This is a genomic window from Thalassobaculum salexigens DSM 19539 (genome assembly GCF_000423805.1).
Lineage (GTDB): Bacteria > Pseudomonadota > Alphaproteobacteria > Thalassobaculales > Thalassobaculaceae > Thalassobaculum > Thalassobaculum litoreum.
This window is the reverse complement of record NZ_KE384093.1, coordinates 1,047,098-1,064,336: the sequence shown is the minus strand read 5'-3', so window position 1 is coordinate 1,064,336 and position 17,239 is coordinate 1,047,098. Positions and strand designations below refer to the sequence as shown.

17 protein-coding genes are annotated in these 17,239 nt (G+C 69.2%); 10 read left to right on the top strand and 7 right to left on the bottom strand.

What is annotated here, in order from left to right:
* The first annotated feature begins 59 nt into the window (after window positions 1-59).
* Together G578_RS25580 and G578_RS0109310 are read left to right on the top strand one after the other, a co-directional pair.
* Window positions 60-509 carry a GNAT family N-acetyltransferase gene (locus G578_RS25580; protein WP_038013948.1) on the top strand — a complete coding sequence of 150 codons (450 nt, stop codon included), beginning with the start codon at window positions 60-62 and terminating at the stop codon, window positions 507-509.
* Window positions 510-607: 98 nt separating this feature from the next.
* Entirely contained in the window at window positions 608-1,651 is a 1,044-nt protein-coding gene (locus G578_RS0109310; RefSeq protein WP_028794002.1) for an alcohol dehydrogenase family protein, read from the top strand.
* Here the strand turns inward: G578_RS0109310 and sugE are convergent.
* The 5 genes from sugE to G578_RS0109285 all read right to left on the bottom strand — a co-directional run bounded on the left by sugE (window position 1,648) and on the right by G578_RS0109285 (window position 5,471).
* Window positions 1,648-1,968 carry a quaternary ammonium compound efflux SMR transporter SugE gene (gene sugE, locus G578_RS0109305; protein ID WP_028794001.1) on the bottom strand — a complete coding sequence of 107 codons (321 nt, stop codon included), beginning with the start codon at window positions 1,966-1,968 and terminating at the stop codon, window positions 1,648-1,650. The two genes, G578_RS0109310 and sugE, sit on opposite strands and share 4 nt — an antisense overlap.
* 349 nt (window positions 1,969-2,317) lie before the next feature.
* Entirely contained in the window at window positions 2,318-3,079 is a 762-nt protein-coding gene (locus G578_RS0109300) for a fumarylacetoacetate hydrolase family protein (protein ID WP_028794000.1), read from the bottom strand.
* Window positions 3,076-4,308, bottom strand: coding sequence for a CCA tRNA nucleotidyltransferase (locus tag G578_RS0109295; RefSeq protein ID WP_028793999.1), 1,233 nt, complete (start codon window positions 4,306-4,308; stop codon window positions 3,076-3,078). Before G578_RS0109295 ends, G578_RS0109300 begins: the two co-directional genes overlap by 4 nt.
* Before the next feature lie 24 nt (window positions 4,309-4,332).
* Window positions 4,333-5,007: a CoA pyrophosphatase gene (locus G578_RS25575; protein ID WP_245565583.1), complete on the bottom strand. Its 675-nt coding sequence runs from the start codon at window positions 5,005-5,007 to the stop codon at window positions 4,333-4,335.
* On the bottom strand, window positions 5,004-5,471 hold the full coding sequence (locus G578_RS0109285; protein ID WP_281169159.1) for a DUF1285 domain-containing protein: 468 nt from the start codon (window positions 5,469-5,471) through the stop codon (window positions 5,004-5,006). Before G578_RS0109285 ends, G578_RS25575 begins: the two co-directional genes overlap by 4 nt.
* Before the next feature lie 284 nt (window positions 5,472-5,755).
* On the opposite strand from G578_RS0109285, the gene G578_RS0109280 reads away from it, so the two are divergent.
* The 5 genes from G578_RS0109280 (at window position 5,756) to G578_RS0109260 (ending at window position 13,014) form a co-directional block, all read left to right on the top strand.
* Window positions 5,756-6,784, top strand: coding sequence for an AAA family ATPase (locus G578_RS0109280; RefSeq protein WP_028793996.1), 1,029 nt, complete (start codon window positions 5,756-5,758; stop codon window positions 6,782-6,784).
* Between the two features lie 10 nt (window positions 6,785-6,794).
* Window positions 6,795-7,652, top strand: a complete 858-nt coding sequence (locus G578_RS0109275; protein WP_038013945.1) for a DUF58 domain-containing protein — start codon at window positions 6,795-6,797, stop codon at window positions 7,650-7,652.
* A 13-nt stretch (window positions 7,653-7,665) separates the two neighbouring features.
* Window positions 7,666-10,440 (top strand): DUF4159 domain-containing protein, encoded by a 2,775-nt coding sequence (locus tag G578_RS0109270; RefSeq protein ID WP_028793994.1) that lies wholly within the window; start codon window positions 7,666-7,668, stop codon window positions 10,438-10,440.
* Between the two features lie 10 nt (window positions 10,441-10,450).
* Window positions 10,451-12,529, top strand: a complete 2,079-nt coding sequence (locus G578_RS0109265) for a membrane protein (RefSeq protein ID WP_028793993.1) — start codon at window positions 10,451-10,453, stop codon at window positions 12,527-12,529.
* A 149-nt stretch (window positions 12,530-12,678) separates the two neighbouring features.
* Complete coding sequence (locus tag G578_RS0109260) at window positions 12,679-13,014, top strand: hypothetical protein (protein WP_028793992.1); 336 nt, start codon at window positions 12,679-12,681, stop codon at window positions 13,012-13,014.
* Window positions 13,015-13,029: 15 nt separating this feature from the next.
* Here G578_RS0109260 and G578_RS0109255 read toward each other — a convergent pair whose 3' ends face one another.
* The gene (locus tag G578_RS0109255) at window positions 13,030-13,941 is read right to left on the bottom strand and encodes a LysR family transcriptional regulator (protein ID WP_051244446.1); all 912 of its coding nucleotides are present in this window, start codon (window positions 13,939-13,941) and stop codon (window positions 13,030-13,032) included.
* Between the two features lie 145 nt (window positions 13,942-14,086).
* Here G578_RS0109255 and wrbA point away from each other — a divergent pair, with 145 nt between their 5' ends.
* Both wrbA and G578_RS0109245 read left to right on the top strand, forming a co-directional pair.
* Window positions 14,087-14,698, top strand: a complete 612-nt coding sequence (gene wrbA, locus G578_RS0109250) for an NAD(P)H:quinone oxidoreductase (protein WP_028793990.1) — start codon at window positions 14,087-14,089, stop codon at window positions 14,696-14,698.
* A gap of 196 nt (window positions 14,699-14,894) precedes the next feature.
* The gene (locus tag G578_RS0109245; RefSeq protein WP_028793989.1) at window positions 14,895-15,599 is read left to right on the top strand and encodes a pirin family protein; all 705 of its coding nucleotides are present in this window, start codon (window positions 14,895-14,897) and stop codon (window positions 15,597-15,599) included.
* 63 nt (window positions 15,600-15,662) lie between these two features.
* Here the strand turns inward: G578_RS0109245 and G578_RS29050 are convergent, their stop codons facing one another.
* Complete coding sequence (locus G578_RS29050) at window positions 15,663-16,028, bottom strand: PilZ domain-containing protein (protein ID WP_169400843.1); 366 nt, start codon at window positions 16,026-16,028, stop codon at window positions 15,663-15,665.
* Window positions 16,029-16,190: 162 nt separating this feature from the next.
* On the opposite strand from G578_RS29050, the gene G578_RS25570 reads away from it, so the two are divergent.
* Complete coding sequence (locus G578_RS25570) at window positions 16,191-17,231, top strand: hypothetical protein (RefSeq protein ID WP_051244442.1); 1,041 nt, start codon at window positions 16,191-16,193, stop codon at window positions 17,229-17,231.
* Window positions 17,232-17,239 lie beyond the last annotated feature (8 nt).

Below are 17,239 nucleotides of genomic sequence, written 5' to 3'. Positions count from 1 at the left end.
GAATGTGCTCTATCTTTAATGGGTTAGAGCGCGATCGGGGGGAGTTGGACGTGTCCATCATGAAGCTGCGCCCGGCCGGCGAAGGCGACCTGCAGACGCTCGCCGTGCTCAACCGCCAGCTGCTCGACGACGAGGGCCACCCCTCCCCGGTCACCCTGCCGGACCTGGTCGACCGGCACCGGGACTGGCTCGGTACCGGCGAATGGACCCAGGACATCCTGGAGGTCGATGGCGTGGTGGTGGGTTACATCGTGCACGGCCTCAACCCCTACCCGCTGGATCCGCAGGTCCCCGAGCGGTTCATCCGCCAGTTCTGCATCGACCGCGCCTATCGCCGCCACGGTCTCGGCCGCGACGCCTTCGAGCTGTTCATGGAGATGCGGCTGGAGCCGGGCGGCCGGGTGACCCTGGACGTGCTGGAGAGCAACCCGGCCGGACAGGCGTTCTGGCAGGCCGTGGGGTGCCGGCCGTTCTTCCACCGGCTGGAGGCGTTCCGGCCTTTGGCATAGCCGGGCGCGGCACGCCCGCCCCTTCGGGAGGCCGTTTGACCCCGGGCCGGAACACCCTACCTGAAGATCCGCAATTGCCATCGACCGAGGCGAAGCCGATGCCCCTGCCCGACCAGATGAACGGCGTCGTCCTGACGGGGCATGGCGGTCCGGAGATGCTGCAGTGGCGCGAGGACCTGCCGGTCCCCGTCCCGGGCCCGGGCGACGTCGTCGTCGAGGTCGCCGCCGCCGGGGTCAACAACACCGACATCAACACCCGGGTCGGCTGGTACTCGAAGAGCGGCTCGCCGGAAGAGGACGCAGGCTGGAGCGGCTCGGCGATCGCCTTTCCGCTGATCCAGGGGATCGATGTCTGCGGCCGGATCGCCGCGGTCGGCGACGGCGTTGATGCGGCCCGAATCGGCGAACGCGTGCTGATCGAGCCCTGCCTGCGCGAAGCCGGGGGCCGGACCCTGGACATGCCGAAGTTTCTCGGCTCCGACTGCCCCGGCGGTTTCGCTCAATACACCCGCGTCGCCGCACGGCATGCCTATCCGGTGCGCAGCACGATGAGCGATGCCGAGCTGGCGTCCTTCCCCTGCTCCTATTCGACGGCCGAGAACATGCTGACCCGCGCCGGTGTGACCAGCGGCGAGACCGTGCTGGTCACCGGCGCCTCCGGCGGCGTGGGATCGGCCGCGGTGCAGCTCGCCAGAGCGCGCGGTGCCCGTGTCGTGGCGGTCACCAGCGCCGCGAAGGCCTCGTCCATCGCCGAACTGGGCGGCGAACGGATACTGAGCCGCGACGACGATTTCGTGAAAACCCTCGGCCGGAACAGCGTCGATGCGGTGGTCGACCTGGTTGGCGGTCCGAAATGGCCGTCCCTGCTCGACGTGCTGCGTCCGGGCGGCCGATTTGCCGTCTCCGGCGCGGTCGGCGGACCGCTGGTCGAGCTCGACCTGCGCACGCTGTATCTCAAGGATCTCAGCTTCTTCGGCTGTACGGCGCTGGAGCCGGAAGTCTTCGCCAACCTGGTCGGCCGGATCGAGCGGGGCGAGATCCGCCCGCTGGTGGCCGAAACCTATCCGCTGGCGGAGATCCAGGCGGCGCAGCGGGCGTTCGGTGAGAAGGGCTATATCGGTAAGATCGTGCTGACCCTCTAGGCCGGGCTCGACAGCTTCATCAGCACCAGGCCGCAGACGATCAGCAGGGCCGCGACCAGGCGCAGCGGGCTCACCGCCTCTCCCAGGAACACGATGCCGACGACGAAGGCGCCGACCGCGCCGATCCCGGTCCAGACCATGTAGGACGTCCCGAGCGGCAGCGACCGCATGGCCCAGGCCAGCAGGCCGAAGCTCACCAGCATGGCCGCCAGGGTGACGATCGACGGGCCGAGCCGGGTGAACCCGGCCGACTGCTTCATCGAAAAGGCCCAGACGATTTCGAACAGGCCGGCGACGGTGAGAATGATCCAGGGCATGGCAGCCTCCTCGCGGTGGACTGCCGGGCCGTCCCGGACTTCTACCCGTGCCCGGACTTCGACCCGAGGCGGGGGAGGACGTGGCCTCGCGACGGCGCGATATACCGCCGTCGTCGCGGAATTCAAGAGGGTTGGCGGCGGGGCAGTCGCGAACGGCGAGCCGTCGGAAGCTCTCCCCGCTCCTTAGTCTCCGTTTACACACTCCCCGGCCTTGTGCCGGGGTGATCCCGTCCGCGCGACGGGGCGTCGTCGGTCGCGCCTGTCCCTGCGGATTGCCCCGGCACAAGGCCGGGGAGTGTTTGAAAAGAGCGGTTGCGGGTGTCGGAGAGGAGGGGGCCGCGAGGAGATCCTACCCCGCCGCCACCTCCACGCTGACCGAGCCGATGCCGGGAACGGTGACCGTCGCGGTCTCGCCCGGCTCGGCCGGGATGACGCCGACCCAGGAGCCGGTGATGATCACGTCGCCCTTCTTCAGGCCGCGCGCCGCCATCTCCGGGCCCCAGCCGGCCATGTGGTTGACCAGCCAGGTCGGCAGCCGGTTCATGTCCTGCCCCGGATAGTTCTTGCCCGGCACCTCCACATGGACCGTGCCCATCTCGAAGATCACCTTGAGGTCTTCCACAGCGACCCCGGTCGCCGACCGGCCGACGGTGGAAACCACGGTGCCGCCATTCGCCTGGAAGTCGGCCATGGCGGCGAGCGGCGGGATGTTCGGCCATTCGATGATGCGCGGTTCGACGATCTCGATGGCGGCGGCCAGGCCTTCCATGGCGTCCAGCACCTCCTCCTGGGTGGTGCCGTGGTCGCAGGGCAGGTCTCGGCCGACCACCATGGCCACCTCCGCCTCCAGCCAGAGCGGACGGGTGCCGGTGGACACGATGCGGGTGTGGTCGCGGAACACCGTGTCGGTGGCCAGCGGAGCGGCCGTCGGCTCACCGGTGCGGCCGGAGGCGCCGACCTTGAAACCGGCGACGCCGAGACCCAGGCCACCCAGCGTCTCCACCTGGGCGGCGAAGGCGGCGGCACGGTCCGCCGGGACATCCTGCGGCAGGGTGATCCGCGACCCGGCACTGCGGGCCTCGATCATCGCGGCGGCGAACGGGCTGGTCATGTTCTCATTCCTCCCTCTGACGCCAGACGGCGCAATTCCGACCGGCAGGCCTCCGCGTCTGCGGCGAAGTCCCCCATGATCCACCATGCTTCCACACGGCGCAGCAAATCTCCGACAATCGGCCCCGGCGGGATGCCGAGCGCTGTCACGTCGCCGCCGCCGAGCGGGAAGACGGGACGCGTCCAGGTCCGGGCGGTGTCGAGATCGTCGGCGACATCCTCGCCGGTTTCGGCAGCGCGCAGCAATCGGGCATCGGTGAAGGCCTCCGCGCCGACGCGATAGACCGCGGCCCGGCGCGCCCGTGCATCCGCCGGCGCGTCGGGCGGCGTGGCCAGAGCGGCGGCCAGGCGCTTGGCCTCGGCATTCGACAGTTTCAGCCGCGCGGCCACCGTCTCCGCCCCGTCCGGCTCGGCCACCAGGGCGGCCAGGCGGCGCAGCGGATCGCCGGCCAGACCCAGGGCCCGCTCCAGATTCGTCAGCGCCACCGCCCGGCCGGCATCGACCGGTCCGTCCCACAGATGCCGCGCCACGCCGGCCTCGGTCATGGCGACCAGCACCTCCGCCGCCCGCTCGGCAACCAGCAGGCGGGACAGCTCCTTCCAGATCCGTTCTCCGGACAGCCGCGCCATGCTCGGCGCCAGGGCGGAACAGGCGGCCAGACCGGCGGTGTCCAGCCCGTCGCGGCCATAGGCGGCATGGAAACGGAAGAACCGCAGGATCCGCAGCACGTCTTCGCGGATCCGGGTCTCGGGCTCGCCGACGAAGCGGATCCGGCGGGCGCGGGCATCGGCAATCCCGGCCCCGGTCGGGTCGTACAGCGTGCCGTCGGCGTCGAGATACAGCGCGTTCAGGGTGAAGTCCCGGCGGGCCGCGTCCTCCGCCCAGTCGTCGGTGAAGGCGACCACGGCACGGCGGCCGTCGGTCTCCACGTCCCGGCGCAGGGTGGTGACCTCCACCGGCTCGCGGTCGACCACGACGGTGACGGTGCCGTGCTCGATGCCCGTGGGGATCGCCTTGAGCCCGGCCGCCGCGCAGAGGTCCAGCGTGCGTTCGGGCTTGGCGTCGGTGGCGATGTCGAAATCGGTGACCGGCAGGCCGAGCAGATGGTTGCGCACAGCACCGCCGACGAAGCGTCCGCGATGACCGCCCTGCGCCAGGACCGACAGAACGGCGGTCGCCGCCGGATGGCGCATCCACGCGGCGACGGCGATGGTCTCGGCCGGTTTCATGGACCCGTTATCATAGATTTGCGCTCAGCGCTGCGAGGCGGCGTGCATGACGTCGGACAGGTTCACCAGCATGCCCGCCGTGGCGCCCCAGATGTAGTAGTGCTCGTAGGGCAGCACGAAAAAGTGCCGTGTCGTCCCCTGCCAGGTGCGGCTGTGCCGCTCCTGATTGGCGGGATCGAGCAGGAAGGACAGCGGCACCTCGAAGATTTCCGCCACCTCCACCGGGCAGGGCGTGAGGGCCAGCGGCGGGCGCAGGAAGCCGACGATCGGCGTCACGGAATAGCCGGTGCGGGTCACGTAGGTGTCCAGCCGGCCGACGATCTCGACCTCGCGGCGGTCCAGGCCGATCTCCTCCTCGCTCTCGCGCAGGGCCGTGTCGATATGGCTGCCGTCCTCCTCCTCGACGCGGCCGCCGGGGAAGCTGATCTGGCCCTTGTGTACCGGCAGGTTGTCGGAGCGGCGGGTCAGCAGCACGGTCAGGTGTCCGTCGCGCTGCACGATCGGCACCAGCACCGCCGCCTGACGCGGATCGGCGGGCACCGCCATGCCCGGGTTCAGGTCATGGTCGCCGCGGTAATGGACGATGGGGGAGACCGCGTGGGGCAGTCCGTCGGTCAAGCGACCCTCGGCGGCGCCCAGGAACTGTCGGCGGAAGCCTTCGTGGCTGTCCGGAATGTCCAATTGTGCTGCGTCGCTCACTCGGCCCTGCCCAGAGGAAAGAACACCCCACCACTCCATACACCGAGAACACCCGAGCCGTCCGCGCTCTCGACCGCCATCTCGGCGAGCCGGTAGTAGGTCGCCCGGTTGATCAGCGCTTCCAGCCGGTCGCGCACCATCACGTACGGGGCGGGCTCGCCGGTTTCCCGGTCCACGTCGAGCCGAATCGGATGATCCGGACCGGCGACCACGGTTTCGTCAAGATTGGTCCGGAAAGTCAGGGTCGCGTCGGGTCCGGCGGCATCTTCCGGCGGATCGATATCCACGTCGACCGCCACGAAGGGCGCGTCGTCCACATGGATGATCCCGCGCTCCACCGGGGTGACGAGCCAGAACCGGCCCTCGTCGTCCCGGCGCAGGACCGTGGCGAACAGTTTGACGAGAGGCATGCGTTGGATCGGCGAATTCAGATAGTACCAGGTGCCGTCCCGGCCGATCCGCAATCCGAACTCTCGGGGCGCGTCGGAAACCGTGTCCGCCGCGCTACACGTTTCGTTGTGATCGTCGGATGGCCCCTTGTGCGAAGCCCCGGTCACGCTACGCTCAATGTCATGGATGGACCGAACGCTGTCTTGCCCCATGTCTCTCATGTCCGCTTCTGGCGTGCATCGACCCGGCCGCGTTCCTCGTTGATCGTTCCTGAAGGTGCGATCGTTCCAGACGCCGTCGGCCGGTTCGGGTCGGACGCGACCGGAAGCCGCGCCCCTGTAAAGGAAATATAGCCGCGATGAGCGATACCACCACCCTTGACCCCCGAGCGAACGGTATTCCGAAGGACGGTGCCGCCTTCATCAAGGAGATCGAGACGCTCGCCGACACGCTCACCACCGTGCGCAGCGGAGTGGGGAAGATCATCTTCGGCCAGCAGGAAGTGGTCGACCAGACCCTGGTCACAGTGCTGGCCGGCGGTCATGCCCTGCTGATCGGCGTTCCCGGTCTGGCCAAGACCCGGCTGGTCGAGACCCTGGGCATCGTCCTCGGCCTCGACGACAAGCGCATCCAGTGCACGCCCGACCTGATGCCGTCCGACATCCTGGGCTCGGAGATCCTGGACGAGGATGCCGAGGGCAGACGCAGCTTCCGCTTCGTCGAAGGCCCGGTCTTCGCCCAGTTGCTGATGGCGGACGAGATCAACCGCGCCAGCCCGCGCACCCAATCCGCGCTGCTGCAGGCAATGCAGGAGCACAGCATCTCCGTCGCCGGCCACACCCACGCGCTGCCCAGCCCGTTCCATGTGCTGGCCACCCAGAACCCGCTCGAGCAGGAGGGTACCTATCCTCTGCCCGAGGCCCAGCTCGACCGCTTCCTGCTGCAGGTCAGCGTCGGCTATCCCGACATGGACGCCGAGCGGGCGATGCTGCTGGCCACCACCGGGTCCGACGAGGCGAAGCCCAAACAGGTGCTGAGCGCTGCCGACCTGCTGTTTGCCCAGAAACTCCTGCGTTACCTGCCGGTGGGCGAGAGCCTGGTCGAGGCGATCCTCGGCATCGTGCGTTCGGGCCGTCCGGACAGCAGCGAGATCGAGGCGGTGCGCCGTCACGTCTCCTGGGGCCCTGGTCCCCGCGCCAGCCAGGCGCTGATGCTGGCGATCCGTGCCCGCGCCGTGCTGGACGGTAGGCTCGCGCCGTCGATCGACGACGTGCTGGAGCTGGCCTATCCGGTGCTGCGCCATCGCATGGCCCTGAATTTCGCCGCCCGGGCCGAGGGCGTGTCCCTGGACTCGGTCATCGACAGCCTCTGCGCCCCTTACCGCTGACGGAGCCTTGATGCGCCAACAGGCCCAGGACCTCGCTGCGACCCTGCCCCCGCTTCTGGTGGCGGCGCAGCGCGTGGCCCATACCGTGGCGCCCGGCGCCCATGGCCGCCGTCGGGCGGGGCTCGGCGACGATTTCTGGCAGTTCCGTCCCTATCAGTCGTTCGACTCCGTGCGCAGCATCGACTGGCGCCGCTCCGCCATGGGGCAGACCACCTTCGTGCGGGAACGCGAGCAGGCGACGGCGCAGACCGTCTACCTCTGGCGCGACGCCTCGCCGTCGATGCGCTGGCGCTCCGACCGCAACCTTCCGGAAAAGCGCGAGCGCGCGGCCCTGCTCACGATGGCGCTGGCCGTCCTGCTGATCGAGGCGGGCGAGCGGGTCGGGCTGGTGGGCGAGCAGATCTCGCCGCGTACCGGCCGGCCGGCACTGGAGCCCCTGGCCGCCCTGCTCACCATGACGTCCGACGCGGCCGGGTCTCTACCGGTCTACGAGCCGCTGCCCCGCCATGGCACCGCCGTGCTGATGGGCGACCTGTTCGATCCCCTGAGCGAGGTCGACGCCCTGGTGAAGCGTTGGTCCGCCGAAGGCATCCGCGGCCACATTCTGCAGGTGACGGACCCGGCGGAGGAGAGCTTCCCGTTCCACGGACGCGTGCGGTTCGAGGGGCTGGAGCACGAGCTGCCGCAACTGCTCGGCCGGGCCGAGCGGGTGGCCGACGACTATGCGAGCCGGTTCGCCGCCCACCGCGCCGGTCTGGAGGAGATCGCCCGGCGCGCCGGCTGGAGCTTCGCCCATCACACCACGGACCGGCCGGCCGAGGCGGCGCTGCTCGCGCTGTACACCGTGATCGCCCAACGGCCGGATTGAGGGGAGTGCCGCGATGCTGACCCTCGGTCCCCTCGCCTTCGCCGTTCCCTGGGCGCTCGCCGCCCTGGCCGTCCTGCCCGTCCTGTGGTGGCTGCTGCGGGTGATCCCGCCGGCGCCCAAGCGCATCAGCTTTCCGGCGATCCGGCTGCTGGAAGGGCTGCGGCCGGAGGAGGACACGCCCCATTCCACACCCTGGTGGCTGCTGCTGCTGCGGCTGCTTATCGCCGCCCTGGTGATCCTGGCGATCGCCCGGCCGCTGATCCCCTCGGGCACGGCGATCCCGGCCGGCGGCCCGATCCTGCTGGTGTTCGACGACGGCTGGTCCTCGGCCCGCGATTTCGAGGCCCGGCGCGACCGCGCCCTGCGCATCCTCGACCAGGCCGAGCGCGAGAACCGTGCCGTCGCCCTGCTGACCACCGCCGATCCGATGCCGGGCCAGCGCCGCGAGGTCGACCTGTCTCCGGCCGGCGCCCTGCGCTCGACCCTCGGCGCCCTGCAGCCCAAGCCCTGGGGCCGCAATCTGGCGGCGGTGGGCGAGGTGCTCGATGGCGCCACCCTTGCACCGGACACCACCGTGGTCTGGCTGCGCGAGGCGATCGAGGCGCCGGGTGCCGACGCCTTCGGCGACCGGCTTTCGCAGATCGGTCCGGTGGTGGTGATCGACAACACCGACAGCGGCCCGGTCTGGCTCGACGATCCGGATCCGGCCGAACTGGCCCTGACGGCGGAACTGCGGCGCGGCACCGGCGTCGGCGACCGGGTGGTCGGCGTGCGCGCCATCGCCGAGGACGGCCGCGTGCTGACCCGGCAGAGCGCCGCCTTCGAGGCCGACACGGATCGGCTCACCGTCGCCATCGACCTGCCGACCGAGCTGCGCAACGACGTCGCCCGGCTGGAAGTGGAGGACGAGAACACCGCGGCGTCCGTCTTCCTGATGGACGAGCGCTACAAGCGCCGGCCGGTCGGGTTGGTCTCGGCCCGGGATTTCGAGGGGTCGCAGCCGCTGCTGGACGATCTGTACTACCTCGACCGGGCGCTCGATCCGTTCACCGAGGTGCGGCGCGGCGACATCAATTCCCTGCTGGAGCGAGACCTCGCGGTGATCGTCCTGGCCGATGCCGGGGGCATCACCTTCGAGCAGCGCCAGACGCTGGAGGGCTTTCTGGAGGCCGGCGGCGTGGTGCTGCGTTTCGCCGGCGAGCGGCTGGCGGCCTCCGGGGCCGATGAGGGTACCGACACCCTGCTGCCGGTGCGCGTCCGCCGGGGCGACCGCACCCTGGGCGGGGCCCTGTCCTGGTCGCGGCCGGAGCCACTGGCGCCGTTCGACGCCGACAGCCCCTTCGCCGGGCTCGAGGTCCCGGACGACGTGACGGTGTCGCGCCAGGTGCTGGCCGAGCCGTCGATCGACCTAGGCGAGAAGACCTGGGCCCGGCTGCTCGACGGCACGCCGATCGTGACGGCGGAACGCCGGGGCGAGGGCTGGCTGGTGCTGGTCCACACCACCGCCAACGCGGACTGGAGCAACCTGCCGCTCTCCGGCCTGTTCGTGGCCATGCTGCGCCGGATCGTGGCGCTGAGCCAGGGCATCGGAGGGTCGAACGAGCGGGCGATGCCGCCCTACGCCCTGCTGGACGGATTCGGCACGCTCGGCGGCCCGGTCTCCGGCACCGAGCCCCTGCCCTCGGCGGCGGCCCGGGCGGAGCTTGGCATGCCGGCGATCGGCCCGCGCCATCCGCCGGGCTTCTACGGCGACGAGAGCGCACGCGAGGCGCTGAACCTGGGGCCGTCGCTGGACGGCGCGGCGCTCGCCTCGGGAACGCCGGACGGCGCGGCGCGCCAACCGCTGGAGGCCGGGCGCGACACCGAACTGCAGGGCTGGGCCCTGGCGCTCGCGCTGCTTCTGGCGATCATCGACACCCTGATCGGCCTCGCCCTGCGCGGATTGCTGACCAGGCGGTTCCTGACGGCCGGCGGCCGGGGGGCCGCCGCGATCCTGCTGGCCGCCGCCTTGCTGGCGCCGGGCAGCGGACAGGCCCAGCAGGCGCAGCAGCCGACCGATCCGGAGGCCTTCGCCCTGCAGGCCGCCGCGGAGATGCGCCTGGCCTATGTGCTGACCGGCGACACCTGGATCGACGGCATCAGCTATGACGGGCTGGCCGGTCTCAGCGATGAGCTGACCCGGCGCACGGCGGTGGAGCCCGCCCCGCCCTTCGGCGTCGATATCGAGAGCGACGAGCTCGCCTTCTTCCCGCTGCTGTACTGGCCGATCACCCGCGAACAGCCGGAACTGTCCGGAACCGCGGTGGCGCGGGTGAACGACTACATGCGGAACGGCGGGATCATCATCTTCGACACCCGCGACCAGTACGAGGTCACCGTGCCGGGCGCGGCCGGCGGCTCCGGCCTGCGCCGGCTGGCCCAGCTCAGCCAGAGCCTCGACATCCCGCCGCTCGCCCCCGCCTCGCCGGACCACGTGCTGACCCGCGCCTTCTATCTGCTCGACACGTTTCCCGGCCGCTATGTCGGTGGAACGGTGTGGCTGGAGGACGAACGGGTGCGCTCGTCCGACACCGAGGTCTCGCCGGTGATGGTCGGCAGCCACGACTGGGCCGGCGCCTGGGCCCGCGACCAGCAGGGACGCCCGCGTTTCCCGGTGGTGCCCGGCGGCGAGCTGCAGCGCGAGATGGCGACCCGGTTCGGCATCAACCTCGTGATGTACGCCCTGACCGGCAACTACAAGGCGGATCAGGTCCACGTGCCGTCCATCCTCGAACGGCTCGGTCAGTGAGGCGGATACGATGATCGCGGATTCCCTCTCCGTCAGTTTCGCCCCCCTGGTTCCCTGGGCCCTGGTGATCGGGCTCGGCATCCTGGCGCTGCTCGTGCTGGCGCTGGGCTGGATCCGGGGCGCCAACGGCATCGTCTGGCGCACCGCCGCGCTCGCCGTGCTGACCCTGGCCCTGGCCAACCCGACCCTGATCGCCGAACGCCGCGAGCCGCGCGAGGACGTGGTCGTGCTCGCCGTCGACCGCACCACCAGCCAGTCCATCGGCGAGCGCACCGAGCGCACCGACGCGGCGGTGAGCGCCCTGGAGGAACGGCTGGCCCGTCTTATGGGACTGCGGGTGAAGCAGGTCACCGTCCGCGACGGTGGCATCGGCGAGACGACGGAAGGTACCCGTCTGGGCGCCGCCGTCCGCGAGGCGCTGAGCGACGTGCCGGAGGCGCGGGTCGCCGGCGTGATCGCCGTCACCGACGGCCAGGTCCACGATTCCGAGCGGCTGACCGGCCTGACCGACGCGCCCCTGCATGTGCTGCTGACCGGCGATCAGGGGGAACAGGACCGCCGCCTGCGGGTCGTGCAGGCGCCGAGCTTCGGCATGGTCGGCAAGACGGTGACCCTGACCGTCGAGGTCGTCGATCCGGCCACGCCCCAGGGCGAGCCTGTCACCCTGCGGCTCTCCATCGATGGCGAGCCCGGACCGGACCTGCCGATACCGGCCAATACCCGCCACGAGATCGAGCTGCCGATCGACCATGCCGGCCAGACGGTGGTGGAGCTGTCCGTGGAGCCCGGCCCGGCGGAACTGACCCTGGAGAACAACCGTGCCGTGGTCGGCGTCGGTGGCGTGCGCGACCGGCTGCGGGTGCTGCTGGTCTCCGGCGCGCCCCATGCCGGCGAGCGCACCTGGCGCGACATCTTGAAATCCGACCCGTCCGTCGACCTCGTCCACTTCACCATCCTGCGGCCGCCGGAGAAGCAGGACGGTACGCCGATCCGCGAGCTGTCGCTGATCGCCTTCCCGTTCCGCGAGCTGTTCGAGCTGAAGCTGAACGAGTTCGACCTGATCATCTTCGACCGCTACCGGCGGCGGGGCGTGTTGCCGCGCCTCTACCTGAAGAACATCGCCGATTATGTCCGCGACGGCGGCGCGCTGCTGGAAGCCTCCGGCCCCACCTTCGCCGGCCGGCTCAGCCTCGCCCGCACGCCGCTGGGCGAGGTGCTGCCGGTCAACCCGACCGGCGGGGTGATCGAACAGGGCTTCAGACCGAAGGTCACCGATATCGGCCAGCGCCATCCGGTCACCAGCGCGCTGGCCGGCGCCAATGCCGGCCCAACGACCGAGCCGGTCTGGGGCCGCTGGTTCCGCCAGATCGACGGCCAGGGCACCAACGGCAACGCGGTCATGAGCGGTGTCGGCGGCCGGCCTCTGCTGGTGCTCGACCGGGTCGGCGAGGGCCGGGTCGCCCATCTGCTCTCCGACCAGATCTGGCTGTGGAGCCGTGGCTTCGAGGGCGGCGGGCCGCAGGCCGAGGTGCTCCGCCGCACCGCCCATTGGCTGATGGAGGAGCCGGACCTGGAGGAGGACGACCTGCGGGCGATCTCCCGGGGCCGGTCGATCGAAATCGAGCGCCGGACCCTGGGCGACACCGTGCCGCCGGTCCGCGTGACCGGACCGGACGGCAGCGAAGTATCGGTCGAATTGGAGGTCACCCAGCCGGGGCGGGCCCGCGCCACCCTCGACGTGGACCGCCCGGGTCTGTACCGCCTGAGCGACGGGGAGCAGGACGCGCTGGTGGCGGTCGGCGCCCTCAACCCGGTCGAGTTCACCGATGTCGCGACCACCGACGCCCATCTCGGCCCAATGGCCGAGGCGACGGGCGGCTCGGTCACCTGGGTCTCCGAGGCCGGCACGCCCTCGCTGCGGCGCGTGTCGCCCGGCCGCACGGCCTCCGGACGCGGTTGGATCGGGCTGCGGGAGAACGGCGACTACGTGGTCGCCGGCGTGTCGCTCCTGCCCGCGCTGCCGGCCGGTCTGGCGCTGGTCCTGGTGCTGGGCACCCTGGTTCTGGCGTGGCGCCGCGAGGGCGACTGACCGAAGCGGTGCCTAATGCATCACCACACACAATCAAATAAGTGAATACTCATTCAGAACAATTCGCACAATTCCGATCAGAATTTTGACGTGACGCGTGCATACGTGCGTTGCAATAGTCCCGCATGGTCCGAGGGAGGGAGCATGCAATGGACGGAATCTTTGACCATTGGATCGATCAATCCGGCAGAACACTGTCTCTGAGTAACATCATACGCGATAAGTCTGGCGAGCAGGCGATCTGGTATGCCCTGAAAGATCTGGGCTATGCGGCCGTCGCCTGGGACGACGGCGGCGTGCGGGTGCGGCTGGCGGCCGACGGCGTCGATCCGGGCACCGTGGACGGGCTGATGATGGCCCTGAAGGCGGTCCGGCGTCCGGTCGTGCTTGAGGTCTGGGACGGTGCCGACTGGCAGCGCAAGGACTATGCCGACGGCGCGGAGTTCGCCAATGAAGTCTTCCTGGCGATCGATATCCCCGAGTGACGACCTTGCCGGCGCCTATCGGCCGGCCCCAATGGTTGCCCCGTCGCCGAACACCGACACCGAGAAGTCGATGAAGGCGCGCACCTTGGCCGCCAGCGGCCGGCCCGCGGGATAGATCGCGTAGATCCCCACATCCGGCTTGCGGAACTCGACCAGGATCTCCTCCAGCCGTCCCGCGCGCACGGCATCCCCGATGATGAACGCCGGCATCTGCACCACCCCGAGGCCCTGTTCGGCCGCCGCGGCAAGGGCGGTGCCGTTGTTGGACATCAGGCGCGGCTTGAACTTGTGGCGGATCTGGCCGGGCGGTCCCTCGAACGCCCAGAGGCCGCCGCCGTTCAGGTAGCTGTAACCGAGACAGTCGTGGGCCGACAGGTCGGCCGGTGTCTGCGGTCGGCCGCGCCGCGCGAGATAGGACGGGGCGGCGGCGGTCAGGCTGCGCACCGAGCCCAGGCGGCGGGCCATCATGCTGGAATCCTCCAGCTCGCCGATCCGCAGGGCGACGTCGTACCCCTCTTCCACCAGGTCGACCCGGCGGTCGTTCAGCACCAGGTCGATGGACAGGTCGGGACAGCCGTCGAGGAACCGGGCGAGTTCCGGGGCCAGTTCGGTCTGACCGAAGGAGACGCCGGCGCTCACCCGCAGCAGCCCGGAGGGGGTGTCCCGCTGGGCGCCGACCTCCGCCTCGGCCGCCTCGAACTCGGCGATCGCCCGGCGGCTGTGCTCCAGCACCCGTTCACCGGCCTCCGTCAGGCTGATCCGCCGGGTGGTCCGGTTGAGCAACCGGGTGCCGAACCGGTCCTCCAGGCGGGAGACCTGTTTGGAAACTGCGGATTTCGAGATGCCCAGACTCTCCGCCGCCCGCGAGAAGCCTCCGGATTCCGCCACGCGGGCGAAAACCGCCATGGCCGTCAGATGATCGATCATGAATGCCTCATTATCCCCAGCAGGAAACAATACGTTGCCATATATCCTGTTTTATATCTCTCCGGAGAACACCAGATATGACGTCAACGGATCAACAAGCGCCGGCCGTGCCACAGAGATGGCAGGCGGTGCGAAGGAGAGATGAATGACCAAGGTTCTGGTGCTGTATTATTCGAGCTACGGCCATATCGAGACCATGGCCGGCGCCGTCGCCAAGGGTGCAGGCAGCGTGCCCGGCGTCGAGGTGACGGTGAAGCGCGTGCCGGAACTGATGCCCGAGGACGTGGCCAAGAAGGCCGGCGTCAAGCTCGACCAGGATGCGCCGATCGCCACGCCGGACGAGCTCGCCGACTACGACGCCATCATCTTCGGCACGCCGACCCGATTCGGCAACATGGCGGCGCAGATGCGCAACTTCCTCGATCAGACCGGAGGCCTGTGGGCCAACGGCAAGCTGATCGGCAAGGTCGGCAGCGTGTTCGTCTCCACCGCCACCGGCGGCGGCAACGAGACCACCGCCACCACCTTCCACACCACCCTGCTGCACCACGGCATGGTGATCGTCGGTCTGCCCTACTCCGCCAAGGAGCTGCTGAATATCGAGGAGTTCCGGGGCGGATCGCCCTATGGTGCCGGCACAATCGCCGGTTCGGACGGCAGCCGCCAGCCGTCGGCCAACGAGTTGGCCCTGGCGGAATTCCAGGGCGCCCATGTCGCGAAGATCGCGGCGGGCGTCAGCGCCGGGCTGAAGAGCTAGAGAACGATCGGTTCAGATCGAATCGATCTGAACCGTGAATCGTCCTCTAACCTATTTAAAATAGAGCAAATTCACACGATCAGATGTTTCCATCTGATCGTGATTTGCTCTAGGCGTAATCCCGCGCCGCGCTGGAGACAGGCGGCGCATCACCCGCGCCGTGCTGTCTCAGGCGGCGTGACGTCAGGAGGCGACCATGATCGACTTGCGTCCATTCGATTCCCTCGGCAAGTTCCGGATCGACTGGCTGAATGCCAGCCATCACTTCAGTTTCGGCCATTACGTCGACCCCAAGCGCATGGGCTTCGGCGCCCTGCGCGTGTGGAACGACGACACGATCGAGCCGGGCACCGGGTTCGATCCGCACCCGCACCGAGACATGGAGATCATCACCTATGTCCGCAAAGGGGCGATCACCCACCAGGACCGCCTGGGCAACCAGGGTCGGACCGAGGCCGGCGACGTGCAGGTGATGTCGGCCGGAACCGGCATCGTCCACGCCGAGTACAACGAGGAGCCGGACCAGACCCAGATCTTCCAGATCTGGATCGAGCCCTCGGGGCGCGGCTTCGAGCCGCGCTGGGATGCCCGCCAGTTCCCGAAGGGCGACCGGTCGGGCGATCTGGTGGTGCTGGCCTCGGGCCGCGCCCAGGACGCCGGGAACGACGCGCTCAGCATCAACCAGGATGCCGCCGTGCTCGGCGCGACGGTCAAGGCCGGGCAGAGCGTGACCCATACGCTGGCCAAGGGCCGCAAGGCCTATCTGGTTGCCGCGGCGGGCGCCATCGAGGTGAACGGGGTGGCGGCCCAGGCCCGCGACGGTGTCGCCATCGCCGACGTGGAGACCGTGGAGATCGCGGCTACCGAGGATGCCGAGATTGTTCTGGTGGACGTGCCCTGAGCCTTGCCTGCCACTGACCTGACGACGACGGGGCGGCTGTGCCGCCCCGTTTGCGTTGCGCCGTCAGCCCGGCGTTGGGCGCGGACCGTCCTCGGCGGCCATCCGCATCCAGGTGGAGACGATGATCCCGGCATCCTCGGAGGCGAAGCGCAGGCGCGTCCCCCCGCCCTCGTGACCGAGGACTTCGCCATCGAGGCTCATGCCGGTGGCCGGGTCGCGCACGGTGACCACTGCCCCCAGCGGCGCGGCCACCGCCGGCAGCACCCGCACCCCGCCGGCGGACACGTTGTCGACCCGGCAGTCCGACGCCACCCCGTCGACGATGATTTCAAGGCCCGAACTGACCGGATAGCGCTCGTTTCGACGGCGATCGCCCTCGCCAGGCGTTGATTTCGAAAGCTTTCCACGTATCCATGTGACAATCGACATCTTACCCTCCAACATCACATGGTACCGTCGGACCGCGTTGCGCGCGATGCGTGATCCGTGGATTACGCGGTGCACCATTGTTGTTCGTCCACCGACGGTTCTGATAAGTGTTCGAATGATAAGCCGGTTTGGCGATATTTTACCGGCATTTTAGGGGGCTTGATGTCGACGGAGGCGATCGACACAGAGGGATATAGCGCCGAGGACAAGGATGCGCTGCACATCCTCCCCCTCGCGATCATCCCTCTTCACACCCCGGGCATGCGCCGCACCCGGCTTGTGAAGAACGCCCGGCTGGACACGGTGGTGGAGCTGTTCAAGGACAACCGGGCCGGCTCCGGGCAGATCGACATCCGCGCGCTCGGCGATTATTTCGACACCTCCGCGCCGAGTTTCGAGGAAGACCGCACCATCGTCGAGGTGCTGTCCCAGGAACCCAGCTTCGACGTCTATTCCCTGCGCCTGGCTCTGCGGTCCCACAACATCAAGGTCGACGAGGCCCAGCACCTGCGTCTGTCGCCGCAGACCCAGGAGAAGCTGACCGAATACATGCGGGTCTTCACCCGGCCGCTGATCCAGAAGGTTTTCGGCAGCGATACCAAGGACGTATCCTCGGCCACGGAGATCTTCGAGATGTTCCGCGGCGTCGACCGGGACGTGGCGCTGAAGCGGATCCGGTCGATCTCCGACGCCCTCGGCATCGAGGTCGACCAGATCCCCGGCTTCCTGGAGGATTACGGCGACATCTTCCTGTCGCTCTCCTACTTCAAGCGCACCCTGGAAGAGATCCGGCCGACCTTCGAGCGGTTCAAGGCCTGGACCGACGAGGGCATCCGCAACTCCCATCTGCGGCACAACAAGGACGCGATGCGCTATACCGAGATCGTCGATGCCCAGATGGAGGAGGCGATCGCTTTCACCATGCTGCGCTTCAAGGCCTTCGACGAGGCCAGCGCGGAGTTCTGGAAGGATCTGTCGGAATACCGCTACGCCCACCTTCGCAGACTCGTCACCAGCAACCACCGCACCATCGGCGGCATCCTCTGCGCCCTGTCGGTCAAGATGATCCGCTGGCAGGAGGACTTCCCCGGCGAGAGCGGCAGCCCGAACAAACGCGCCGACTGGCTGCTAGCCGAAATGGTCCCCGGCCTCGACAAGATCCGCCACATCCAGCGCACCGCCCCCACAGTCACCCCAATCTGACCCTCCCC